The sequence below is a fragment of the Facklamia lactis genome, from assembly GCF_015863205.1.
Lineage (GTDB): Bacteria > Bacillota > Bacilli > Lactobacillales > Aerococcaceae > Facklamia > Facklamia lactis.
Map to the genome: position 1 here is coordinate 306,652 of NZ_JACBXQ010000001.1, position 24,815 is coordinate 331,466.

Below are 24,815 nucleotides of genomic sequence, written 5' to 3' on the forward strand. Positions count from 1 at the left end.
TATTAATTTTTTTATAATTGAAGAATCTTAGTCAAAATTAAATAAAAATACGTTTCCTTCTGTCCGATCCCTATCTTCATTCGAAAATCCGCTTCAATTAGAGAATCGTATAGAATCGCTAATTCCTGCAAATCCATACTCCGGCTCGCTTGCATTGCCAGCTTGACTCGGTATGGATGAACCGATAATACCTGAGCAATATCTCCTTGCATCAATCCTTGTCTTTGCATTAATTTAACTTGAATAAACAATCGAAATTGAGAAACAATTAACGCATGCAATTGAATGGGTTCATGTTTCATCAGAATCAAGTCACGATAAATTTGAATCGCACGACTCGCATCCTTAGCCAAAACAGCATTCGTTAATTCGAAGACATCCGATTCTAAACTCCGAGTCACTAAAGTTCGAACTACTTCAATTGTAATCGAATTTCCATCTACTGCAAATTGTTTGAGTTTCTGAATTTCAGCAATTGTCTGACTGAGTTGATAACCGGTTCGAATCAGTAGCTCTTGAACTGCCTCTCTACTAATCTTAAGCTCTTCGCCCTGGATATAAGATTGAATATATTGATAAACTTCTTTCTCTCCAAGAGGGGTTGTATCGACAAATTGTCCTTTTTGAATCAAAGCTTTTGTTAATTTTCGCCGTTTATCAATCTGATCATGTGGGATTACCAACAATAAATGACTAGCAGGATTAGGATTATCCAGATATTCAAGTAACCTTGTCTGTTGAGAGTCTGTTAATTTTTGACTCGGTTGACTACAAATAAAATCAATGTGATCAGCAATAATCAATCGTTGATCAACAAAAAAAGAATACATTTCCGCCTCATCTAGCACTGGATCCCAACCTGATTCTTCCACATCAATCGTGGTTAAATCTAATTCTCCTGCTGCTTTTTCAACAGCACTCGCTAGACTCTGACGAAATTCATTGATAAGAAAAGTTTCACTTCCTTGCAAGATATACACGGGAAATAACTCTCCTCGATGAACCGCTTGAATTGCTTTTTGAAATTCCAACTTACCACTTCTTTCTTTACAAGCATATTAGCTACCCACTTTTGACGATTCAAGGTAGGGAACTTACAATCTAAAAGAATCTTCTGTATAATAATAATCACCATGTTAAACAAAGAAAGGACTGATTCCGTGCGCCCTATTATCGGGATAACTGGTAACTTAACTGATATCCAAAATGATGACCGCTATGCACCTTTTACTGTATCTTATATTCCTCATGATTTCGTCAAAGCTATCAAGGCTGCTGGAGGAATCCCCATTATTATACCATTAATTCGAGACGAAAACCTTTCAGAATACTTAGAAATCGTAGATGGGCTTGTTCTAACGGGCGGTCAAGATGTTAGCCCTATCTTCTATAATGAAGAACCTGATCTTCGGTTAGGCTCCATCTCTCCCAATCGGGATGAGCATGAAATTGAGTTAGTCGAACAATTTCTTAACAGTCAAAAACCCATCCTAGGTATTTGTCGAGGGATGCAAATCATCAATATCGTACTAGGAGGAAGTCTGTATCAAGACCTTAGTCTCGCCCCTAATGTAACGGTCCAACATGTACAAAAAGCCGAGGTTCATTTTGTCACCCATTCTGTTTCTGTTGATCCTGATTCCTCGCTTGGCCAGCTCATGAAAACGGGCGACTATGTCAATACTATTCACCATCAAGCGATTAAAGAGCTCGGAAAAGGTTTAAAAGCCTCTGCCTGGTCACCAGACCGTTTAATTGAAGCGGTCGAATCAGAGGATGGCAGCCAGAATATTATAGCCGTACAATGGCATCCTGAACTAACGTATGATATTAATCAAGCAAGTCGATCTATCTTCAAAAACTTCATCAACCGATCTTTAAAAGCACGTGAAGCGAACCAATAAAAGATCACCCTCAGAAGAAAGGAACCCCAAAAACCAGAAATGGTTAAAAGGGTTCCCTTTATTATCAGCAGCCATTAATGTAAAACCTCCTAATAACTACTTCCATTTAATCTACCATCTATCCACCTTCCCCTATTGATTTTATTTCTATTTATTTTTCGTCATGATAAAATTTTTATATATTATTAAATGAAATTCAAAAACTTTTGCTAACAGCAAAAAAAGCCGCTTTTAAGTTTTATAAATTTTATTTAATAGTGTTCTTACCATAAAATTTACTGATTTATTAAGAAAAATAGATTTTAAAAACCTACCTGTAATCTTTCAAATTGATCATTTGGTCATAGTGCATTTCTGAATCGATATGATGAGCCACTTCCACTAGAATAATAGGAAGACTGGAAAGTAATTGACGAACACGTTTTGCATTTTCCCTATCTAAAGCAGCCGTTATTTCATCTGCCAGTACAATGTCCTTCTCTCGAAGCAAACAACGTACCAGTTCTAATCGGAGTCGCTGCCCTCCTGAAATATTTTCACCGTTATTTATCAGGTGATAGTCCAAGATAGAAGGAATTTCACCAGTCAAGCCAACTTGATCCAAATAGTATAACAATTGCTTATCTGAAAACTCTTGCCCAAAAGTTAAATTATCTCGAATCGTGCCATGAGTGAAGAATGGATGCTGTGAAATATAGGCGATATTTCCTTGAAATTGGGAGAACTCTTCTCCTTTGCTAGTGCGCACGTAGAGACGTCCCGTATCAGGACGTATTTTTCCGGCAATGATTCGTAAGAGAGTAGATTTCCCAGTACCACTAGCTCCTTTTATTAAAACTTTACTTGGCTGAGACAAATTTAGTGATAAATTTTGAAAAAGGATTCGTTCTCCAATATTTTTTGATACATTTTCCAAGACTAATTCCGAAACGTTATCAACTGTATGGTAAGAATATTCTACACTAGAGTCTTCCAATATCGAAAAGATTCTTTCTCTTACCACACCTGAACGTTGAATATCAGAAACACTATACATAATAGATTGGAGTGGTCCATTTATATTCATAGTGGCAATGTACATGGCAATCAAGCCAGCTGTTGTTAATTCAGCCCCTCGTTCTTGCATCACCAAACCTAGCGCTAACGGCAACACCTGACTAAAAAATTCGATCGGACCATTAAAGAAAAAAACAATATTGTTGGTCCATTCATTTCTCCAACGCGCATTTTCATAGTCCTCATTGTATTTCTCAAGCATGGACATTTTTTCTCTAGCTACACCATAGAAATAAAAAGTATCTGCCCCTCTAAAAAAATCACCCACAGATAGATGGAAATTCTTTTGATTTTTTGAAAAAGCAGCTCCGCTATTATTCAAACGACTATTCATCAACCATTGTGGCAAGGGCCGTAACAGAGAAAAAGCGACAAAAAACAGTCCTAGCCAAAGGTTTTGCCACAGAATAAAAACAATCGTCGTGAAAAGGATAAAACTTTTTCCAATAATCAGATCTAAAGGAAGAAAGAATTGATCGTACAATAACTCCATTTCTTGAGTGACAATCGAAACCTTCTCATCATCAATAAAAGCATCTTCTAAAAACAATTTTCTGAATAGTTGATTTTTCAATCGTAATTGCAAATGACGTTGTAAATTATTACTCACAAAATTGGCAAGCAGCATCGTGCTATAGAAAATCAAATGCAAACAAAAACCATATAATATAAAGGACAGAACCATGTCTAAAGTCAACTGATCTTCTTGAATGACTAACAAACGCTCTAGTAAGAGAGGTTTAATAAGAGACAAGCCACTATTTAAAAACATCCCTATTAAGAAATAAATGAGCACATTGGTTTTAATATATTTTAATATTTTCATAAGCAACTCCATCTCATTACAAACAATTATTTAAAGATCACAGTAGAGAATAATTTGTGAATTTATTGGCTGTTTATATAGGAAAATCTCGATTGTTCAATAATTATTCTGACCTCTTACCACTTCATTTCATTCACCACGTATAATTTAACATACTGTATAAACACCATTTTTAGAAAGCGTTTTCTATCTGTGTCTCTTCTATTCTATCATATTAAAAATCAAATGATCAATTGCTTTTTGTAATGAAATAACTATCCATTTACCATTAAGTTAATTGGGAAGAGAAAAATGGAGGCCCAAAATTATTTCTGCTTTTTTTGACAACAAAAATAAAATCATTACCCGTAAAAGATCTTCATAAAAAATTTCCATTAATAAAAAATAAACCTGCTCCCTTTAGAGGGAACAGGTTTATTTTATTGAAAGCTAAAAGAATCTTCATTAGAAAACATGTAGGATCGGTGATGATACCGCATTGAAAGGATTAAGCCCACACCTATCATGTTGGAGATAATGGCGGAACCACCTTGTGAGATAAATGGCAATGGAACCCCTGTAATAGGTAATAGTCCAATCGTCATCCCTACGTTTTCCAGTACGTGGAATAAGATCATGGAAATAACTCCTGCCGCAATATAAGTATAATACTCATTTTGCGTTTCAAAGCATGTCTGAACCATCTGATAAATTAAAATAAAATACACTACCAGAATAAATGAAGCTCCTACAAAGCCAAAATTTTCGCCAATCGTGGTAAAGATAAAGTCAGACTCCCGAACCGGAACAGGAACTTCCGTTACACCAAATCCTTTACCTGTTAATTGACCGGATCCAATTGCTAAAATTGACTGGACTAATTGGTATCCATCTCCACTCGTATCTTCAAATGGATTGAGCCAAGTTGTGACCCGGCTTAATTGGTAAGGTTTAAAACCAATTTTTAATAGAATATCTGGGAAATAGGCCGCCAAGACAATCAAGCCGCCTCCAAAGATTACGGCAAATAGGAAGGCAGGAAGTAAGATTTTCCAAGAAACACCTGATAAAAGAATTACCCCTGCTACGATCGATAACATAACCAAGTTAGTCCCTAAGTCATTCTGTAATTGAACTAAAATAAAAACTGGCATTGCAGCAGCTAAAACTTTCCCAATCAAGACTACATCGGTTTTTAAGTTACGATTAGTCGTCTGATTATTATGAGTGGTAATAATCCTTGATAAGAAAATAATTAATGCTGGTTTCATTAATTCTGATGGCTGAAAAGATAAAGGCCCAATAGAAAACCATGATTTAGCCCCCGTTAAAGCAGCCGTCTCCCTATCGTGAAAAAGTAAGACGAGAAAGAGTAGCAATAAACCAACGCCATAGAGAATCATCGATAGTTTCCAGTATTGCTCACTATCAAATTGCATCACAATAATAACGACTAAAGCCCCTACTGCATACCACAGGGCTTGTTGTAAAGTTGGCATCATCCCCTGATTCTGAATGCCCGCTGTAGTTGCATAGACAATGACAATTCCAAGTAAACATAAAATTAATACCGTTAAAATAATTCCATAATCAATCCGATTATCGGAATAATTAGCAAGTCGCTTATTCACACTCATGGACTTGATCTTCCCCCTTTAATTTCCTGGCTCTTTCTTTATAAATTCGCCCTTTTAAATGTTGCTCGGTCACAAGACTTGGCATAAAATGTTCAGATTGTTTTTGCCAAGTTTTAAATTCAAGTGAAATATCTAAAAGTTCTGCATAGGTCTTTGTTTTATAATCATGATAGAAGACATTGACATATCCACCAATGGCAATGACCATACAATTGAAATAGAGCCAAATTAGGACCACGATTAATACTCCAATGGCAGAGTTACTATTCACTTGGCTACTGGTGAGAGAAAGGTATAAGCTAAATAATTGAGAAATTAATGCAAAACCTAACATCGCAAAAACAGCCCCAGGAATAGCATATTTAATTGGCCATTTTACATTTGGCATAAAAGCATACATCAAGACTAACAAGATGAATAAGCCTAATACAGCAATAATCCAACTTTGTTGCAAGAAACCTAAAATTAAAGATAACTCAAGATGCCACCATTCCTCAATAAATTCTAAAACATGCTCACCAAAAATAATAATAATGGATAAAGCACCCGCTACAATTGCGATCATGAGAGTAAAAATATACCCAAATAACCTTTGAAGCATAATATTTGAGCGAGGTTTGGCTTTATAGATAGTATTCAGAACTCTTTGGACTGTATTAAAGACATTAGAAGCCGGCCACAAAGAAATTAATAACCCCAAAGACAAGGCACCTGCCGAGGTATTCTCTAAATAACTGGTAATAATGGGAATCAAAACTTTTCCAACCTCATCTGGAAAAGCCATGCCCAAAACTCCCACAATTTCTTCTTGATTAATAGGCAAAATTGCGGCGACATTCGCAAAGGCAAGCAAAATAGGAACCACAGCCCAAATAATATAAAAAGATAACTCAGCAGCATAAGAGCCAAATTGTAATTGCTTAGAATTCAATTGAAAGGTTTTGATCAAGCGAGAAAGTCTTTTAGGTTGGCTTTCCGAGTAACTCGTTTCCATCAATTTTCTCCTCTCTCTTAATAACTTCTATAGGTTACCATATCCCTACTTTCATGCCAAGCATATTAATAGAGTCTATAAGCATTAAAATTTTTGATTCATCAATAAAAAAGTTTCATATTTATTACCTCAGAGTATAACATAATGATCTTCTAAAAACATAAGGCCAATTTTATAATTCATCAGCAAAATTCTGCTCAACAGATATGTAGGAGACAAAGTTTAATCTAGGTAAATTGAAATAATTATTTCTTCTTGAGGGAAACGATCACTATCATTATAATTAAATATACAAAGGAAAGGAGATATTTATGAAAAGAACAATATTTTTATCTTTATTAGTATTATTTCTATTTGCCTTCACAAGTTCACCAGAGGTTTCACTCTTGAAAAAAACAAATGATCATAAAGTTTATGTGAGCTATGATATTTCTCAAGAAGATACAGTCGAAAATCTCAAAGTAGAATATGTTTTAAATGATTCAATTTCTTTGAGCGATAAAAAAGGATTCTTAAAAGAGAAAAAAACATTTGAGAATAAAATCAAAAGACTCATTCCCAAGCAAGATAAGTTTCAAATAGAATTTAGTAACCAAAGCCTACTCTTTACTTTTAAAGGAAAAGTAAGTCTACAGGGAATGATTCAATCACTTCCGATCCTGACCTTAAGTGATGACAAAGCCCATACACTTGAAAAAACCCTCCTTGAAAATGGCTTTATAAGAATCGAAAATAAAGAAAATTAATAAAAGAATCTCTATCAATAAACCTTTTACCCGATCCTCCCTTAGACACCGTACTCTATTAATAGTATAATTAAATATTAATAACGGAGGTGCGATATGACGAAAGGCGTTACATTCTATTTAATGCGACATGGAGAAACTTTTTTTAACCATTATGGTCGAGTGCAAGGTTGGTCCAATTCTCCCTTAACACCTAAAGGAATTGAGCAAGCAAAAGCAAGTGGCCGTGGGATTGCGGATATCCATTTCGATGCTATCTATACCAGCGATTTACAAAGAACACAAGAAACCCTTCACCACGTTCTAAGTCAAACCAAGCATTCCTATGAAGGTAAGATCAAGGCCATGCCAGAATTAAGAGAAGTCAGTTTCGGTTCTTTTGAAGGCCTTCCTTCTTCAGAACTTTTTGACAAGGTAGAATCTCACTTATTAGCGAGCGGATATACTAGTCAAGCAGAAGTTGAGATGCCTACCCTTTTAAAAATCATTAAACATCTTGATCCTTATCATCATGCAGAAAACTATGTTGACTTTTGGAATCGGATTGAAACTGGTTTGCTAATCTTACTCAACAAGCATGCAGGTACTGATCAAAAAATTCTTATTGTATCACACGGCTGGACGATTCGAAATCTAATTCATGGGCTAGTGGCGGACTATGAAGAAGGCGAACCTTTACTCAACTGTTCTCTCTCGATCGTTGAATATCGTCAAGGACAATTTCGTTTGAATGCCATTAATAAAGTCGATCATTTTATTGAGGACTAACCTTTATAAAAGAGTTCTTTCACGAAGCGCCCCTTAAATCCATATCCAGATTTAAGGGGCGCTTCATCATTTGAAAAGAACTCTTTGATCATGAGTTAGATAAGGATTATGAGACTGTTGCTTGTAGCTGATACATTTCAGCGTATTGTCCATCCAGTGCCATTAATTCCTCGTGACTTCCCTGCTCAACAATTCGTCCCTTTTCCAAAAGGATTATACAATCTGCATGTTGAATAGTGGATAGTCGGTGCGCAATCATAAATGTTGTTCGGCCTTCCTGCAAAACTTGCATGGCTCTCTGAATGATCGCTTCTGTTTCAGTATCAATATGAGAGGTCGCTTCATCTAAAATCAAGATTTTAGGATCAGCGGCTAAAGTTCTAGCAAAAGAAACTAGCTGCCTTTCTCCAGAAGAAAGTGATTGTCCCTTTTCCACCACTACTTCATGAATTCCCTTCGCTAATTTATCTATTAGAGGATCAGCCCCCACTAGTTTAATGGCTTTCTTGATTTGTTCTTCTGTAATGGATGGATCATTCATACTAATATTAGATGCAATCGTTCCAGAAAAAAGATAGGGTTCTTGAAGTACAATTCCCATGTCCGCCCGAACACTTTCCCTTGAATATTCTTGAATATTCTGACCATCAATCACAATTTGCCCCTCTTGAGGATCATAAAAACGAAAGAGTAAATTAATAATCGAAGACTTACCTGAACCCGTATGCCCCACTAAGCCAATGGTTTGACCAGGTTCTACTTTTAAATTAATGTTTTGTAGTACCTTTTGATCTCCCTGATAAGCAAAAGAAACATCCTTAAATTCAACTGCTCCTTGGGTCATTCGCATTTCTGCCTCGACATCCTCCTCAGCTGGAAAATCAATTAATTCAAACACTCGACTACCTGCCACTAAAGATTGTTGAAGCATTGTCATTAACCGTACAATTTGAGTAATAGGATCAAATAAACGTGAGATGTAATTAATCAGAACATACAACGTCCCGACCGATATTCCGAGCACCCCTCCAGTATACTGACTTCCTAAATACGCAAGGACTAGTAAAATACCGAGATTTTTCAAAAACTCAGATAAAGACCAAGTTAATCCTGCATCTAATCTTTGCGCTTGACGACGTGTTTGATACCATTCTTCATTGGTCATTTCGAATTCTTTATCCAACATTTCTTCTCTACCAAATGCTTGAACAATCGTAACGCCTTGAATTGCTTCCGCTATCTGACTATTTAATTCTGATACAGTTTCTCGCCAACGCGTATTCACCGGTGTGATCCTGCGCATATAAACCAATTGCCAAACCACAAATATCGGAATAAGCAGTAAGAAAGTAAGACCAATTTTATAATTGACGGCAATCAAAGCAATATAGATTCCGATAACTATCATTAAATTAATCAGCATCTGGTTGCAAAAATTTTGATAAAAAGATTGTCTTAATACTTCCGTATCATTAACAATTCGTGCTGAGATTTTACCTGCTGGTTTATCATCAAAATATGAAACAGGTAAAACTTGCATATGTTCATGAGCCTGATCTCTAATCATTTTGCTTAAATCATTGGCGACAGTTGACATGATAATATAAGCCACATAAGAAAAAATAGCACTCAGCAAAATAATCACAATATACAGAACAAAGAAATAGATTAATTTCTGTTGATCCACCCATTGTTCATGAGCTACTTGGTTCGCAACATAATCAATTAATTGTTTCCCAACAATCGGAGCAAATACCGATAATGAAGCAGACAACACTAACGATAGAACTCCTAATAAAAATCTTCCTTTAGCAAATTTTAAATACGACAAAAGACGCTTAAAAGTCTTCATTATACCCCCTCCTCTATCTGTTGGCTGATATATTGTTCGTAGTACCATCCTTGAGTCTTCAGAAGTTCCTGAGGTGTCCCTCTTTCAATGATTTGTCCTTTATCTAACACTAACACTTGATCTGCATGCGCAATCGCAGATAAGCGGTGAGTAATAATAATATTCGTTTTACCTGTGCGAGCACTTTGAATATTCTTTATAATGGCTCTTTCTGTTTTTGCATCAACTGCCGATAAGGAATCATCTAAAATTAAAAGTTCTGGTTCTCTAATTAAGGCTCTAGCCATCGAGACTCTTTGCTTTTGCCCCCCAGAGATAGCAACACCCTTCTCTCCAATTAAGGTTTCGAGTCCTTTGGCCATACGGTCAATATCTTTGTTAAAGTCTGCCGTTTCAATGGCTTGTGCTAGATCTTCCTCAAGAGCCTCTTCTTTACCAAATAAAATATTATCCCTTACACTGCGTGAGAATAACACATGGTCTTGGGGTACATAGCCAATTAAACGAGCTAATGATTTCCGATCATACTCCGTAATTGGGATGCCATTAATCTTAATCGAATTCGGATCTTTTACGGGATATTGCCTCAGCAACTGCCGAATCAAAGTAGACTTACCTGCCCCCGTTTTACCTACTATTCCTAACGTTTGACCTGCTTTCAACTTGAAAGTTAAGCCCTTAACAACAGGACAAGTAGCGGCTGGATAAGAAAATTCATAATTATTAAATTCAATTTCTTCAATATTTCGAATCATGAGAGAACCTGATTCTTCAACCTGATCATCTGCATCTCGAAGTTCGGCAATTTTACGATAGGAAACTTTTCCTTGCTGATAGATCGCTACTAAATCAGCCATTCCCCAGATTGCACCGTTTAACATTCCTAAATAAATTTGAAAAGAAATTAATTGACCAATTGAAATTTGCCCTTTATCAACATAATAGGCTCCTAGCCCTAAACCAAGGGCAGTCGATAATCCAGTAAAAACATTAGCGAGAGGACCCCATAAGCCATTTAAGTGGGTCATGCGATTAAACTTTTCCATGACTTCTCTCGTCCGTTTTTGAAAGTGAACTTGTTCTAGTTCTTTCTTGCCATAAGCTCTCATCACTCGCACACCTTCCACTACCTCCAAGACTTCATTCGATAGCTGTGCTACTGCATCTCGGCTTTTCTCATAACGACGATCGACTTCCATTCCAAGAAAATAGACCAACACACCAAAAATCAATAATGGCACAATACTAATGAGTGTCAATTTCCATGAGATCATAATGAACATCACGGTTAAAACACTAACCATCCAGGTTCCATCTGATACTAAAATCAAGAAACCATATGCCAAAGTATCGCCCAGAGCATCTACATCTGAAGTCATTCGCGTAATTAAATCCCCAGAACGATACTTCTCATAAAAAGGCATTTTTAAATAAGTCAGCCTTCTAAAAAGTGTTTGGCGAATTTCTTTCGTAAACAAGGCAGATTTTCCAAAAAGGATAATTAGCCACATTACATCTACTATATAAATAAAAAGGGCGGTCAGTATAAATAATAATAATAATTTCCCTAATAATTGAACAGTCAGTTGCTGGTTAACGATCGTATCCACAAATAATTGAATCATATAGTTAGGAACGATCCCGAGCAAACCTGATAGAATGGCTAACAAGCCACCTATAAAATAGGCAAGTTTATGTTTTGCTATAAACTGCGCAAATGCTTTTAACATAATATCCTCTCTTTTCTTTTATTACCTTCTATAAAAGTGCACACAAAAATGCGCTTACATAAGGTCTCCCTTATATAAGCGCATTAAAAAATTAAGATTAGAGACATAGTCCTGTCCTAGCTTAAAATCGCACTGTGTATAGAAGGAGTTCGTTTCATATTGATTGAGTTAGATAATAATAATAACTTGATCATATTGACCGACTCCTTTCTCCTAAAATTTTATCTATTTACAATGTACACTTTTTATATCTATTTGTAAATAATATATTTGTAAATAAAAAGATTAATATTTGCATTCTCTCAAAAACTTGTCTATGGTAAAACTAAATGACATGAGGAGTTGATTATAAAATGAAAATTGCTTTAATTGAAAATTTAAGAATTCCAGAAGAACGAATTCACCAATTAGCAGAGCCCTTAATCAAAGCAGGACATGAATTTGTTTATTATCCAGAAAAAACAAGTGATCCAGATGAACTTCTAGACCGGTGCCAAGGGGCAGAAATTGTTATGTTAGCGAATAATCCTCTGCCTGAAAGTGTAGTCGAAAAACTTGACCAAACTCAATATCTCAATGTTGCTTTTACTGGTTTAGACCACATTCCTCTCGAACTAGCGAAAGAAAAAGGAATCTCAGTTTCAAATGCCGCCGGTTATTCCAATACAGCAGTGGCTGAATTAGTAATCGGCCTGTCTCTTAGTTTAATGCGACAAATTAAGCAAGGGGATCAAGATGTTAGAACAACAACCTCCTTCCCAGGAGCGATCCAAGGACAAGAAATCAAAGGAAAAACAGTTGGGATTGTTGGGGTTGGAAAAATCGGACTTGAAACTGCTCGCTTGTTTAATGCTTTCGGAGCAAAGTTAATCGGACATAGTCATTCTGAATCACCCGAAGCGCTCCAACTCGGGATGTCATTTCTGTCATTGGAAGAAGTGCTAAAAGAGAGTGACATTCTTTCTCTCCATCTCCCATTAAATGAAGAAACAAAAGGCATGTTTAATGCCGAAAGCTTCAAATTGATGAAAGAAGATGCTCTCTTCATCAACTGTGCTCGAGGACCCATTGTCGATAACCAAGCACTGGCAGATGCGCTTAATTCAGAAGAAATTGCAGGAGCCGGCATTGATGTCTATGATATGGAACCTCCTCTACCCGAAGACTATCCGCTATTAAAAGCGAAAAACACCCTTCTAACTCCTCATATTGGCTATTTAACGGATCAAGCCATGGAAAAAAGGGCCCAAATTGTGTTTGAAAATACCTATGCCTATCTTGAAGGCAACCCTCAAAACTTAGCTTAAAAACATTGCTTCTTCCAAAAGAAAATCACACCTTCCACATTCACACTAAAAAAACGAAGCGCCAGTGATTGGCGCTTCGTTTTTTATTTTACTGATAGCCTAATGAAAGGATCTTTTATACTTTCATTCAAGATTATCTGCCATCAAAATAGTCTTTAATACAATTCGTAAATCACATCAAACCGATCCTTTTCTCGATCAATTTGTGCTTTATTTCCAATCACCGCTAGACTCGTCTCTTCTAACAACTGACTAAAGTCTGGCGCAAACGAAGTCAAATCGTTTACTGTGGTTGCAATAATTTCTTCTTTATCTCGCACAAGATCTTCTCTTGTTAATCCCACTAAATGCATGGTCAACGCTGTAATTCCCTTATCGCGAGCAGAACGGGGTTGTTCTAAGGGGGACAGACTTCCTATAATATCTTTTAAAAGCTCTGTCTCACTCAAGTCTAATTGCTGAATAAATTCTGGTGTCGCTTGGTACGTTTCGATTGTTTTCGCAATATTAGGATCGCGATATGAAGCAAAACTTAATTGACCCGTCCGAGAATGACGATACATGGCCCCATACGCTCCCCCTTTTACCCGTACTTCATTCCAGAGGTAACCATAACGGATTTCATTTGCCAAGACAATCGAATGACCATTGTAGGCCAATTTATCTTCCGCATCACTTGCCAAGCCAACATAATTGACATCCTGCGCCGTCATAAAGGCTTCATTTTGCCGCTGCCCTGCCTGATATTCTGCCTTACTTCCAAGAACAGATTGAGGTAAAGATTCAAATAATTGAAGCACATTTTTTTTGATTTGTTCACTCCGCTTAGCATCACCCGTATAGAAAACATTCAAACGTCTTTGATTAAGCAAGCGTTGCTTTAAGCTTTCTAGCGTTTCAGATAAAGAAGAAACTTCTTGCGTTTGGATCTTCTTTCTTTCTTCTTTTAAATAATTGAAAAAATCAATCCCTGCGATCATCTCATTCAACTTCATTTCGGCTTTCCAATGACTCAAAGCACGATTACTTGCCAAGCTATGAGCCCCATAAGCAACAGTCATCTCAAAGTTTGAAATTAATTTATGTATAACTCTTAGAATATCTTTTTGATTATTGAATAAACTAGCCGTCATAATTTCATGCATCAGTCCTATTAGTTCCTCAAGTGAACCTTCTAACGCTTTACCTGAAATAACAAAATAAGGCTTAATCTGATTGTTTTTATCTTTAAAAGTTTTGATGCCGGCTTTAATCCCACCTGTATAGAGGTCAATTTTACGCTGGAGTTGGTCGACCCCATATTGTTCAGTGGCTAATTTGCCTAATAAATGACCGAACAATGATAGAGCACTATATTGATCCATCGTAAAATCTTCAATGTTCCAATATAAATCAACATAATCAATGCCAGAAGTAAACTGATTTGCCACATAAAATCGTCCGCAATCAGGAGCTAGTGATTGAACTTCTAAAGGTAACTGCTCTACTTCAGTCGTCAGGTCTTCTTTTTGAAGCAAAGGAATTTTGGCTAAATCTTCTGCCTTATCGGGGGACTCTTGGCGATTGATTAAACTTTGTGTATCATTCACTAAAAGCTCAATTTCCTCCTCAGTCAAACGAGCCTTAAAGTCTTGTAACTCCTTATGAAGATCAGCTTCTAATCGATCATTCTTGCCCGGTTCAGCGATCAAAGTAAGAGCAACATAATCCTCATTGTTTAATAATTTTTCCTGTATTAATTTTTCAAAATACCCATCCTTGGCCAATGACTCTAATTGATTGAGATATTTAGAGAATTCAAACGCTGCATAAGGGTCTTCATCATATAACCAAGTACGATAAGCTGAAATCGCGTAAATCACTCCACGCGGATTTGATTCAGAAATAACATTTTCTTTCATTTCGAAGGCCATTTTATTAATAGAGGCCTTTACTAATTCCGGATCAATGCCTTCTTCGACTAATTGTGTTAAAGTTTCCCGAACTACTTCTTTAAACCGACTCATCTTATCCGCACTAGAATATTTAGCTGTGATGACAAACATGTTCGGATAGCCAGGATGATCTACCCCTCCATTAATATCGCCTCCTATCTCTGCTTCTAAAAGAGCCTTCTTAAGAGGAGACTGTTGATTTCCAAATAAAATCTCTTCTAATACTTCTAAACCATTATTATCCAGAAGGTCGCCTGCATTTGAGACGTGCCAAGCTAATGCAAGATAATCTTTATCCGTTGGATCATCCCCTTCGGTAATAGAGTATGTACATTCATAGTCATGTTTTTCTGGCAATTGTTTCTCAAAAGATAATTCTACCGTCTCTGCAAAAGCGCCCTTGCCTTCAAAATACTCCTCTAATTGCTCAAAAATACTCTCAATTTCTATATCACCATACACAACGGTAAAAGAATTGCTTGGATGGTAATAACGTTGGAAGAAATCCACAAAAGCATCTTGAGTAAGACTTGGAATCGCAGATGGAAGACCTCCAGATTCATACTGATAGATAGAATCAGCATATAAATTTTTTGTAATATTGAAATAAATTTGATCTTCAGGAGAGGCTGTCGCTCCCTTCATTTCGTTATAAACGACCCCTTTATAGATCAAATCATCCTCCCCATTTTCAAGGTGATAGTGCCAGCCTTCTTGAGCTAATATTTGTGGGTTACGACGAAAATTAGGTTCAAACACAGCATCTAAATAGACACTTACAAGATTCTTGAAATCCTGGTTATTAGTTGAAGCTACCGGATAAATCGTCTTATCCGCGAAAGTCATAGCATTAATAAAAGTACTCATCGATCCTTTTACAATTTCAACAAAGGGTTCTTTTGAGGGGAATTTCTCAGAACCATTCAGAACAGAATGTTCGAGAATATGAGCAATACCATTATCATCATAGGGTGGCGTCTTGAAGCCAATAGTAAAAGCCTTATTTTTATCTTCATTTTGTAAAAACAAGACCTGGGCACCCGTTTCATCATGACGATAAAGATGGGCTTGTGATTGGATATCTGTTAATTCACGATTTTCAATTTTTGAGAATGACATTTTCTTCCTCCTGTGTCTTTGATTTATCAATTATCGCACAGTTATCATATGATTAAAAGCGAATACGCTTACTTTATATGCTATAATAAACACGAAGGAGGCTGATTTTATGATAAATTTATTTGTGACAACCGCTATAACATTTGTGCTCGGCTATATACTTCCTAATGTAACCGTTACAAGTGTTTGGTCTGCTTTGTGGTTTGCGATTTGGCTGGGTGTTTTTAATGCAACCATTGGTAATTTATTCAGATTTGCTGGTTGCGCCTTAAACTTATTAACGTTAGGTCTTTTCAACTTATTAATTAATGCCGCCATGATTACTTTAGCAGATTCTTTAATCGATGGAATTCATATTGAAGGCTATCTAACAGCTATCTTAATGGCAATTATTCTCAGTCTTTTTACCAGCCATTTTGGACGAGAAGAAGAAGAGAGAAAGCGTCGCACCACCCCTAGACGCTAATTTTTTCCTATAACAGAGAATTGTTTTTTATCATCTTGAGCCTGATGATGCACCCTTTCATTTCATAAGACAATCAAAATGCTTAATGAATGTGCCTATTTTAAGTTTATTGTTTTTTATCAATTTAAAATGTAATTACTACTTAATTCTAGCTAGCTTTCACTCATTCCCCTACTTCAATAAGTGGGGGATTTTTAGGTTGTCAAGTCTCTCTCATTCTGCTAAAGTTATAGTTGAATAAACACTCAACTATAAGGAGGGGATTCCTTGTCTTGCCAAGATGAACTCATACATCCCGAAGCGGTCCAAATTGCTGAAGCCAATAACTTAACGCCTGAGGTGATGAATGAATTACTAGCCATCTATAAAGCCATTAGTGATAAAACGCGTTTCAAAATTCTTTGGTTCCTCATTCAACATGAACTGTGCGTCTGTGATCTCTGTTATTTATTAGAAATGAATAAGTCAGCTGTTTCACACCAATTAAAATATTTACGCCAAGCCAATCTTGTTAAAAAACGCAAGGAAGGACGCGTGGTCTTCTACTCAATCGCTGATCAACATGTCAAAGATATTATTACAATTAGTCTACAGCATGCCCAAGAAGGAGGCCCTGACCATGAAATTTAAATATCGATTAAACGGATTGGGATGTGCCAATTGTGCGAAAAAGATTGAACAGAAAGTCAGTCAACTCAGTGAAGTTCAAAATGTACACCTCAATTTTTCTCAAGCACTTTTAACTTTTGAAAGTCCAAATAAGGAAATTGAACCGAATCAAATTCAAGCAATTGTCGATTCCATAGAAAATGGCGTTCAAGTACAAAACCTTGAACAGCACCATCCTCAGCCTACTCAAACAAAAAAGAATCACCTTTCTTTAAGAATTATCATGTGTTTACTCTTATTTATCCTTGGTTTCTTATTCACTTTTGAAAATCGTTTTTCTCTCTTATATTATTTGGTGATCTATATCATCATCTCTTATGAGATCTTAGGGAAAACAATCCTGCAAATTAAAGAAGGACAATGGTTTGACGAACATTTCTTAATGACAATCGCCACACTTGGAGCCTTTGCCATTGGAGAGTATGCGGAAGCCGTCGCTGTTATGCTCTTCTATCAAATTGGTGAGTGGTTTCAACAAAAAGCTGTTAATCAATCGCGTCAATCGATTGCTGATTTAATGGATATTCATCCAGAACATGCTTGGATTCGGTCTGAGCAAGAATGGGTCAAAATGGATCCTCAGGATGTCAAAATTGGTGCCTCCATTTTAGTCAAAGCTGGAGAAAAAGTACCTTTAGATGGGAAAGTTATTGAAGGAGACACGACGATTGATAGTTCTGCTCTGACCGGAGAATCGCTCCCAGTGACAATCGAAACGGGTGACCCTATCCATAGTGGTGTCATCAATCTAACGCGCCCCATCATTATAGAGGTTCAACAAAGATATGAAGATTCGACAGTGAGTAAAATTATTGAGCTAGTGGAGAGTGCTTCTGCCCAAAAAGCTACCACTGAAAAGTTTATTACGCGCTTTGCCAAATATTATACGCCTGTTGTTGTGATTTTGGCCTTAATTTTAGCCCTGTTTCCTCCACTTTTATTTCAAGATGCGAGTTGGAGCGACTGGCTATACCGGGCTTTGCAATTTCTTGTCATTTCTTGCCCCTGTGCCCTCGTTATTTCGGTACCTTTAAGTTTCTATAGTGGAATCGGAGCTGCCGCAAGTCAAGGGATTCTCGTCAAAGGTGGAAATTATTTAGAAGAGTTAAACAAAATCTCTAGCATAATTTACGATAAAACAGGCACCTTAACCCAAGGAAAATTCTCAATCGATAAGATTGATACATATAATATGACAGAAGAAACAGCCCTTGAAATCTTAGCTCATTTAGAGCAGCACAGTAACCATCCAATTGCACTCTCAATTGTTGATGCATATGGCAAACAACCTAGTACTAGTCGTTTAACAAATTTAGAAGAAATAAGTGGTAAAGGAATTAAAGGTCAAGTGGATGGCATTGAATATTACGCTGGAAACCGTCAACTGATTGAGGAATTAAATATCCCCCTCACTTTCCCAGCCTCGCAGACTACGATTGTCTACTTGGCAAATCAAACCGATTTATTAGCCACTGTCCATATTTCTGACCAATTAAAGCCCGATACTGGTCTTGCGATTCAAGAATTAAAAAAATTAGGCATCATGGAACATATCCTCCTCTCGGGTGATCGACAAGAAAGGGTAGACGACATTGCCCAACAATTAGATATTTCTCAAGCTATTGGTCAACTGCTTCCACATGAGAAAGTTCATCGCTTTGAAAATATTTTACAGCAAGGAGAAAGAACCCATAAACGCTTCGCTTTCGTTGGAGACGGGATAAATGATGCTCCTGTTCTGGCTCGGGCAGATATTGGCATCGCCATGGGAGCTTTAGGTTCAGACGCAGCCATTGAATCAGCCGATATTGTGATTATGAATGATTCTTTAAACAAATTGCCCCATGCCATCCGAATTGCTCGCAAAACCCTCCACATTGCTAAACAAAATATTTACCTAGCTCTTGGAATTAAATTATTCTTTCTAATCCTCGCTACTTTCGGACTATCGAATATGTGGGAAGCAATCATTGCAGATGTGGGTGTCACTATTCTAGCGGTTCTCAATAGTTTACGCGCTCTAAAAGCCTAAAACCCACCATTTTCCCCCTAAAATATTTTTGTTAGAGTATATAATTGTTTATTAGAATTCGCTGGATGTTTTCTTTGTACTTTGAAATCGTACAAAGGAACATCCTTTTAAGTAGAAAGGTGAAGTGTTAATGCAACTTTTAATGATTACCATTATTGCAGGCGTCACAGATGGAATGAATCCAGTCGCTATTGCTCAACAACTACTTATTCAATCCAAAACATCCAACCAACATCATATTCTCTTCTATATTGCAGGCATTGAAGTGACCAATTTTATATTTGGTTTAATGTTCTACTATGGTTTTGCTGAATTATTTTCCAAATCGATTAACACGTTTCAAGCAAACCTTCCCTACTTATGGTGGGCGGGACAAGCACTTCTCGCCATAGGTTTTATTTATTACGGTGGAGTCCGTCTATATCAGCGTTTATTCCAGTCTAAATCCAATAAATTAATCTTAGCAGAAGAAAACAATACATTTAATGGTTTCTTAAGTAAGAAGAAATTATTTCTGATCGGAATTATTGCTTGTGCAGCTGAATTGCCTACAGCCGCACCTTATCTTGCCTATTTGGCTTACTTAACCAGCCTAGAGCTTTCAAATGTCACTTTTATCCTTCTGCTTTTACTATATAATATTATCATTTTCAACTGGCCTCTCTATCTATTGTATATAGCATCTGTTCTTTTCAATCAATATCTCGATAAACTTTATCAAAGTTTGCAAAAAATATTTGATATGATGAGCCATTATCTACTACCTCTTGCTTCGATAAGCATCGGCCTATTATGGATCCTTCAACTATCTAAATAGCCAAGTATCTATTTAAAGATACTTGGCTATTGATTTAATAATACTTTTCATTAATGGGTGCTCTTTTCAGCTTCAAAACTTCGTTCAAGTATTCATTTGTAATCACTAATGTGCTCTCTTATCTTTTATCCTAATCATTCAAGGCTAATTGATCTAAAAATCTTAACGTTTCCTCGTTAATTCGTTTTAAATTATCTTCAGTTGGTTTAGTATTTAATCTTCCATCCATTAAATTGGTCAAAAGTGGAGAGAATAAACGTAAATCTGTTAAACCAAGATGGCCGCTACCAGGGAGATACACATTCACAAATTTATTAGAGTCCTTTTCAAGCAAGTTAGCATTGGCTGTATAGGTTGTAGTATCTTCGATTTTATCCCAAATAGCATCTGAATAGAAATGTAAGATTGGCAATGGATACTCCTCCGCTATAAAAGTATAATGATCACCTTCAACATCCATAATATCTCCGATAAAAGGAGCCTCTAATGAAATCACTGCTTTAAAATCCTTGGATCTTTCCCGACCGACTTGAAGCGCAGCAGAACCACCTAACGAATGGCCCGCTAATAGGATAGCTTCTTGATCGAAAAATTGGCTCATTTCATTATTTTGGCTTTCATCTTGCAAGCAATCTACTATAAAATTTAAATCTTCTACTCTGATCGCAACCCATTTCCTCAAATTATTCAGTACTTTAGGTAAATCTTCAGATCCCTGTGATGCCATCACTTCTTGAAGAAAATTCCAATCAACAGTCACGGATTCTCCATTAGATAATTGCGTTGAGAAAGAATGATGAGGATGAGCAAGACTCATTACTGCATAACCATGCGAAGCCAATTCATTAAATAAACTTTCATTTGCTTCAGGTATCCCAAACGAACCATGAGAATAAATAATTAGTGGTAATTTTTCATCGTCTTTACCTTCTGGTAACCAAACCTTGACCGGTATCTCTCGTTTCTTTCCTTCCGTTGCTAAATCAGGAAATTCAGTTTCATGAGAGAAGTAAACCGTTTCAGTCATGACTTTCTGCTTTCCAGTCGTTTCAATCGATGGATAATCAGGAAACATATAGTGAAAACCAGCCAGTAGAATAAAAGCTAGGGATACTAATAGGCAAGCCATTTTTTTCCACCAAGGACGTATTTTACAAAACAACAATATAACGAAAATTGCTACAAAAACTTTCATTAAAATCAACCAGACAGAATTCATAAACAGTCCCCCTTCACATACTCTAATTCCATCATAACATCATTAAATAACCACACAATTGACAGATGTCATAACTATACATAACAAACGCCACTTTCTTAATAGAAGTGGCGAAAATTTAATAGAGGGTTTTATGCGCTCACAAGCGCTTAGTTTGGTGGATAAAAGATGATTTCCCAGCCAAATCAAGTAAATCAATAGCCTTAATCATTAATTATTGTAGAATAGAACGACGAATCCTTTGCTTAATCTGATTAAAAAGGGGCAATTTCATGATTGCTTCAAAATCTCTTGGCCGCTGGAAAGGAATTTCAAAACATTTGTCACTTAGGTCAGCTGTTTTTTGAAGTACTACAATTTTATCAGCTAGATATATCATTTCATCTATATCATGGGAAACAATCATAATAGCCGGTTGATAGTCCTTCCACAACTCTAACACCAACTCTTGCATTTCAGAGCGTGTCTGATAGTCTAAGGCTGAGAAAGGTTCGTCCATTAAGAGTAAATCTGGTTTTACAATTAAGGCTCGAGCTAATGCTACTCTTTGTTGCATTCCACCGGAAAGATCTTGAGGATATGCATCAGCATAAGCCCATAAATTGGTTGCATGTAATAAACGATCTGCCTCTTGCCGAATAATAGAAGGAGCAAGCTTTCTTCGCCGAACACCATACTCAATATTCCCACGCACTGTTAACCAGTCAAATAAAGCAGGTGACTGAAAAACATAGGCGATTTGATGATTCTCCTTTGGCGGCCGTCCATTAATAAGGATACTCTGTTCCGAAGACAAGATAAGGCCTGCGATTAAATTGAGCAGGGTCGTCTTACCACAACCACTTTGACCTACAATCCCGACTATTTCACCCTTATTGACATTTAATGAAAAATTTTGAATGGTTAAGGTATCCGTTGACTGGCATCCATAGCCAAAACTCAACTGCTTAATCTCTAATAAGTGACTAGTATGCATGTTTTCTCACCGCCTTATAGATTAGCGTTAAGAAAAAATCAAATAATTTTCCTAAAACCGCAATACAAATCATACAAATCACAACCATATCCAAACTCCCTAGCATCCTAGCATTCATTAAAATCGCACCTAACCCCCAATTGACACCTGTCATCTCGCCCAAAACTAAAAATGACCAGCATAGTCCCATACAAATTCTAATGCCCGTAAAAATGCCGGGTAAAGCGGAAGGCAGAATGATCGTCCATAACAGTTCACAATTCGATACTCTCATCACCTTACCTACGTTAATTAGATTCTGTGGAACTAATCTAACGGCCGAAACCGTATTAATATAAACAGGGAAAAAAGCCACTAAAGAAATTAAAAACAAGGTCGTTTGAGTCCCTACTCCAAACCAGACAATGGCCAAAGGAAGCCAACCAATTCCAGGAATAGAGCGAAGCATTTGGATGAAAGGATCCACTATCTGAAAAAAAGGGGTAAAATATCCTGATAACACGCCTAAAATAACCCCTGATGAAGAGGCTATAATAAACCCTATTACAACCCTTTGAATGGAATAGCCCGCATGAATCCAAAATTCACCTGAATACTTCTGTTGATCCACTCCAAATAAAAAATCTAAAAACGTTTGCAAAACATTCATCAAATTAGGAATTAAATATTCAGGTATATCAAATAAGACCGGGAAAACTAACCATATTAAAAAGAACACCAGGGCTAAAAGATAATGAGATAAATTAAAGCGATCCTTTGGTTTCATACAAGCTCTAACTTACTTTCTCTAAGAAAGTTAAATCCAGCATTTCTGAAATCTCTGGAACTGTTTCAATCATACCTAATTCATGCATTCTTTGAGCCAAGTACTCCAATTGAGAAATTTGTTCCTCACTAATATCCCACGATAAATCAATATTTTCAGTCGATTTCTCAATATAATTCTCTTCCGTTCCAAATTCTGCGGCCATCTCAACCCACTTCTCTTTATTTTCCATTAAGTCTTTTGTTGATTCTACATGCATATTGACTAATGCTTGAATTTTGTCAGGGTTTTCTTTTATTTCTTTATCGGTTGTGATCATTGCCGCATTTAGAAATCCATAACTTTCTTCATAATATGGGTATTCTAAAACTTTCCCATATCCATCAATTTCAGCCATACTTGGATAAGGTTCCCCACTTAGGAAAGCATCAATAGAGCCTGAAGCTAGAGCTTGTCCCATATCAAAAAAATCAATATTAACTAAGCTCACATCCTTCTCTGGAGATAAGCCCGCACGATCCAGTGTCTCTAATAATAATAAATGATGCATGGTTCCCGGAACATAGGCAATTGTTTTACCCTTTAAGTCCTCAACTTTCTCAATTCCACTCTCTTGCCCCACAACAAGTGCAGAACATTTTTCGGTCATACTCGCCACCACTTTAATCGGTTCTCCATTGGCATATGCCATTATAGCGGTGACCCAAGTTGTTCCTGTAAAATCCAAATCTTCTGATAAAAGGGCTGTCTTCATATCGCCTGGGTTAGTAAAAGGCTTCACTTCAACACCCTCACCATAATTAAAGGGTTGAATCGTTTGAGCTGTTTTCCAAGTTCCAACTGAATAATTTTCTGCATGCACTAAAGGTTGAATCGAATTCAACAGAAGAGTTGTAATCATAGCTAACATTAAATTTCTTATTTTCATTTTATGCTCCAATCTTATACTGATATTTTTTTAAAAGTGATGTTGCTTTGTTCACATCTTGTCCGTTCCAGGCATTGTATTCCATTCCTCTTGAACGAGGAATGGCTCCCACATCTACCACAAGCGAGTTTGCGCCAGCTTGCATAGCTAATTCACTGGCAGGATGAATGATCAAATCTTTGATTTGTTCTTGTCCATAAATTCTAAAAACAGCTGTTATGATTGCTAATTTTTCTTCAGAAATTTGTCCGTATTCATATTTAGGTGTATTTTCTACTGGAATTCGAGGCATTATTCCAGTTAAATCTGTTCCCATATCAATAATGTCAATCATCCGATCAGCTATTTCCTCTGAACTATGTTCAGGACCAATAGGCTCAAGGTATTGAGAAAGCAATAAGCCAGATGTCTTAATTGTTTTCTGCGTTTGACGTCGACGCCCAATTGCAAAATTAGTGTCTACACCTTCCCTCAAACGAATTGCATGATAAACCATTTCAACTCCCGCTGCTTTAAGCTGTTCAGTTTTGCTAGAATTAGCATCGCCAGTATTGACCCCTAGCATAATTCGAGACGATAGTCTTTCTCGTATCATTTTTAATTGTTCAATTAGACGATCAAACTGATAGAACTCCGATGTTCTGATAAATAACCAATCAATACCCATTTGGTTATATACATCAACAAAGTTTAATATTTCCTGATCCGAAAGGACAGCCACGTTTGGATCGTTATTCCAAGCCTTAGCCAAGGAACAATAATTACAATTCATTGCACAGGTCATATAATCTAAACCAATTGCTCCCCAAACTTTCCCCCTATTCAAACATTTGTTTTGTGCTATTTCTCGTGCTTTTTCTATAAGCAATTGAGCATCTTGTGAATGATATTCAAGCTCCAGTAAATTAATTAAATCCTCCCTATTAAGGACTTGGTCATGCGTTACTTTTTCTAAACTTTCCTTTATCCTAATTGTCGACACCTCCACAGAGGAGAATACCAAGTTTGTATACTGGCTACAATAGTTGGTATGATTGAGTTTTTTTATATAATTATGCATTATTCTAATAAAATTCATTTTTTGATCTTT

At 36.6% G+C, this 24,815-nt stretch carries 20 protein-coding genes; 8 read left to right on the forward strand and 12 right to left on the reverse strand.

The genetic code is table 11. The features are described from left to right. Window positions 1–11: 11 nt before the first annotated feature. Window positions 12–1,031, reverse strand: a complete 1,020-nt coding sequence (holA, locus tag HZY91_RS01380; protein WP_197113981.1) for a DNA polymerase III subunit delta — start codon at window positions 1,029–1,031, stop codon at window positions 12–14. 129 nt (window positions 1,032–1,160) lie between these two features. Between holA and HZY91_RS01385 the strand changes: the two genes are divergently transcribed. After that, a complete protein-coding gene (locus HZY91_RS01385) occupies window positions 1,161–1,904 on the forward strand; it encodes a gamma-glutamyl-gamma-aminobutyrate hydrolase family protein (RefSeq protein ID WP_197113983.1) in 744 nt (247 codons plus the stop codon). A 310-nt stretch (window positions 1,905–2,214) separates the two neighbouring features. Here HZY91_RS01385 and HZY91_RS01390 read toward each other — a convergent pair whose 3' ends face one another. The 3 genes from HZY91_RS01390 to HZY91_RS01400 form a co-directional block, all read right to left on the reverse strand. Next, window positions 2,215–3,786, reverse strand: a complete 1,572-nt coding sequence (locus tag HZY91_RS01390) for an ATP-binding cassette domain-containing protein (protein WP_197113986.1) — start codon at window positions 3,784–3,786, stop codon at window positions 2,215–2,217. 419 nt (window positions 3,787–4,205) lie between these two features. Next, window positions 4,206–5,402, reverse strand: coding sequence for an FtsW/RodA/SpoVE family cell cycle protein (locus tag HZY91_RS01395; RefSeq protein WP_197113988.1), 1,197 nt, complete (start codon window positions 5,400–5,402; stop codon window positions 4,206–4,208). Beyond that, a complete protein-coding gene (locus HZY91_RS01400; protein ID WP_197113990.1) occupies window positions 5,389–6,396 on the reverse strand; it encodes a YihY/virulence factor BrkB family protein in 1,008 nt (335 codons plus the stop codon). Before HZY91_RS01400 ends, HZY91_RS01395 begins: the two co-directional genes overlap by 14 nt. A 311-nt stretch (window positions 6,397–6,707) precedes the next feature. On the opposite strand from HZY91_RS01400, the gene HZY91_RS01405 reads away from it, so the two are divergent. Together HZY91_RS01405 and HZY91_RS01410 are read left to right on the forward strand one after the other, a co-directional pair. Then, on the forward strand, window positions 6,708–7,142 hold the full coding sequence (locus HZY91_RS01405; RefSeq protein WP_197113992.1) for a hypothetical protein: 435 nt from the start codon (window positions 6,708–6,710) through the stop codon (window positions 7,140–7,142). A gap of 96 nt (window positions 7,143–7,238) precedes the next feature. Then, entirely contained in the window at window positions 7,239–7,910 is a 672-nt protein-coding gene (locus HZY91_RS01410) for a histidine phosphatase family protein (RefSeq protein ID WP_197113994.1), read from the forward strand. A gap of 106 nt (window positions 7,911–8,016) precedes the next feature. Here the strand turns inward: HZY91_RS01410 and HZY91_RS01415 are convergent, their stop codons facing one another. Both HZY91_RS01415 and HZY91_RS01420 read right to left on the reverse strand, forming a co-directional pair. Further along, entirely contained in the window at window positions 8,017–9,762 is a 1,746-nt protein-coding gene (locus tag HZY91_RS01415; protein WP_218957719.1) for an ABC transporter ATP-binding protein, read from the reverse strand. Then, window positions 9,762–11,492: an ABC transporter ATP-binding protein gene (locus HZY91_RS01420; RefSeq protein WP_197113995.1), complete on the reverse strand. Its 1,731-nt coding sequence runs from the start codon at window positions 11,490–11,492 to the stop codon at window positions 9,762–9,764. The genes HZY91_RS01415 and HZY91_RS01420 overlap by 1 nt, the downstream gene beginning before the upstream one ends. Window positions 11,493–11,845: 353 nt before the next feature. On the opposite strand from HZY91_RS01420, the gene HZY91_RS01425 reads away from it, so the two are divergent. After that, entirely contained in the window at window positions 11,846–12,799 is a 954-nt protein-coding gene (locus HZY91_RS01425; RefSeq protein WP_197113996.1) for a 2-hydroxyacid dehydrogenase, read from the forward strand. A gap of 155 nt (window positions 12,800–12,954) precedes the next feature. Here the strand turns inward: HZY91_RS01425 and HZY91_RS01430 are convergent, their stop codons facing one another. After that, window positions 12,955–15,852: an insulinase family protein gene (locus HZY91_RS01430; protein WP_197113997.1), complete on the reverse strand. Its 2,898-nt coding sequence runs from the start codon at window positions 15,850–15,852 to the stop codon at window positions 12,955–12,957. 109 nt (window positions 15,853–15,961) lie between these two features. On the opposite strand from HZY91_RS01430, the gene HZY91_RS01435 reads away from it, so the two are divergent. The 4 genes from HZY91_RS01435 to HZY91_RS01450 all read left to right on the forward strand — a co-directional run bounded on the left by HZY91_RS01435 (window position 15,962) and on the right by HZY91_RS01450 (window position 19,836). Continuing rightward, window positions 15,962–16,318: a phage holin family protein gene (locus tag HZY91_RS01435; RefSeq protein WP_197113998.1), complete on the forward strand. Its 357-nt coding sequence runs from the start codon at window positions 15,962–15,964 to the stop codon at window positions 16,316–16,318. 267 nt (window positions 16,319–16,585) lie between these two features. After that, on the forward strand, window positions 16,586–16,948 hold the full coding sequence (locus HZY91_RS01440; RefSeq protein ID WP_328751443.1) for an ArsR/SmtB family transcription factor: 363 nt from the start codon (window positions 16,586–16,588) through the stop codon (window positions 16,946–16,948). Next, entirely contained in the window at window positions 16,938–19,019 is a 2,082-nt protein-coding gene (locus HZY91_RS01445; RefSeq protein ID WP_197113999.1) for a heavy metal translocating P-type ATPase, read from the forward strand. Before HZY91_RS01440 ends, HZY91_RS01445 begins: the two co-directional genes overlap by 11 nt. A gap of 130 nt (window positions 19,020–19,149) precedes the next feature. Then, window positions 19,150–19,836, forward strand: a complete 687-nt coding sequence (locus tag HZY91_RS01450; RefSeq protein WP_197114000.1) for a GAP family protein — start codon at window positions 19,150–19,152, stop codon at window positions 19,834–19,836. Between the two features lie 130 nt (window positions 19,837–19,966). Here the strand turns inward: HZY91_RS01450 and HZY91_RS01455 are convergent, their stop codons facing one another. The 5 genes from HZY91_RS01455 to HZY91_RS01475 form a co-directional block, all read right to left on the reverse strand. Further along, a complete protein-coding gene (locus HZY91_RS01455) occupies window positions 19,967–21,055 on the reverse strand; it encodes an alpha/beta hydrolase family protein (protein WP_197114001.1) in 1,089 nt (362 codons plus the stop codon). Between the two features lie 214 nt (window positions 21,056–21,269). Then, window positions 21,270–22,031 (reverse strand): ABC transporter ATP-binding protein, encoded by a 762-nt coding sequence (locus HZY91_RS01460; RefSeq protein WP_197114002.1) that lies wholly within the window; start codon window positions 22,029–22,031, stop codon window positions 21,270–21,272. Next, complete coding sequence (locus HZY91_RS01465; protein ID WP_197114004.1) at window positions 22,021–22,797, reverse strand: ABC transporter permease; 777 nt, start codon at window positions 22,795–22,797, stop codon at window positions 22,021–22,023. The genes HZY91_RS01460 and HZY91_RS01465 overlap by 11 nt, the downstream gene beginning before the upstream one ends. Window positions 22,798–22,804: 7 nt before the next feature. After that, window positions 22,805–23,725, reverse strand: coding sequence for an ABC transporter substrate-binding protein (locus HZY91_RS01470; RefSeq protein ID WP_197114006.1), 921 nt, complete (start codon window positions 23,723–23,725; stop codon window positions 22,805–22,807). 1 nt (window position 23,726) lies between these two features. Next, window positions 23,727–24,803: a biotin synthase BioB gene (locus HZY91_RS01475; protein WP_197114008.1), complete on the reverse strand. Its 1,077-nt coding sequence runs from the start codon at window positions 24,801–24,803 to the stop codon at window positions 23,727–23,729. Window positions 24,804–24,815 lie beyond the last annotated feature (12 nt).

Coding starts and splice junctions, on each gene's coding strand:
- HZY91_RS01445 (WP_197113999.1), top strand. CDS start 16,938: ATGAAATTTAAATATCGATTAAACGGATTGGGATGTGCCAATTGTGCG.
- HZY91_RS01420 (WP_197113995.1), bottom strand. CDS start 11,492: ATGTTAAAAGCATTTGCGCAGTTTATAGCAAAACATAAACTTGCCTAT.
- HZY91_RS01415 (WP_218957719.1), bottom strand. CDS start 9,762: ATGAAGACTTTTAAGCGTCTTTTGTCGTATTTAAAATTTGCTAAAGGA.
- HZY91_RS01465 (WP_197114004.1), bottom strand. CDS start 22,797: ATGAAACCAAAGGATCGCTTTAATTTATCTCATTATCTTTTAGCCCTG.
- HZY91_RS01400 (WP_197113990.1), bottom strand. CDS start 6,396: ATGGAAACGAGTTACTCGGAAAGCCAACCTAAAAGACTTTCTCGCTTG.
- HZY91_RS01430 (WP_197113997.1), bottom strand. CDS start 15,852: ATGTCATTCTCAAAAATTGAAAATCGTGAATTAACAGATATCCAATCA.
- HZY91_RS01455 (WP_197114001.1), bottom strand. CDS start 21,055: ATGAATTCTGTCTGGTTGATTTTAATGAAAGTTTTTGTAGCAATTTTC.
- HZY91_RS01460 (WP_197114002.1), bottom strand. CDS start 22,031: ATGCATACTAGTCACTTATTAGAGATTAAGCAGTTGAGTTTTGGCTAT.
- HZY91_RS01410 (WP_197113994.1), top strand. CDS start 7,239: ATGACGAAAGGCGTTACATTCTATTTAATGCGACATGGAGAAACTTTT.
- HZY91_RS01435 (WP_197113998.1), top strand. CDS start 15,962: ATGATAAATTTATTTGTGACAACCGCTATAACATTTGTGCTCGGCTAT.
- HZY91_RS01405 (WP_197113992.1), top strand. CDS start 6,708: ATGAAAAGAACAATATTTTTATCTTTATTAGTATTATTTCTATTTGCC.
- HZY91_RS01395 (WP_197113988.1), bottom strand. CDS start 5,402: ATGAGTGTGAATAAGCGACTTGCTAATTATTCCGATAATCGGATTGAT.
- HZY91_RS01475 (WP_197114008.1), bottom strand. CDS start 24,803: ATGAATTTTATTAGAATAATGCATAATTATATAAAAAAACTCAATCAT.
- HZY91_RS01390 (WP_197113986.1), bottom strand. CDS start 3,786: ATGAAAATATTAAAATATATTAAAACCAATGTGCTCATTTATTTCTTA.
- HZY91_RS01425 (WP_197113996.1), top strand. CDS start 11,846: ATGAAAATTGCTTTAATTGAAAATTTAAGAATTCCAGAAGAACGAATT.
- HZY91_RS01450 (WP_197114000.1), top strand. CDS start 19,150: ATGCAACTTTTAATGATTACCATTATTGCAGGCGTCACAGATGGAATG.
- HZY91_RS01470 (WP_197114006.1), bottom strand. CDS start 23,725: ATGAAAATAAGAAATTTAATGTTAGCTATGATTACAACTCTTCTGTTG.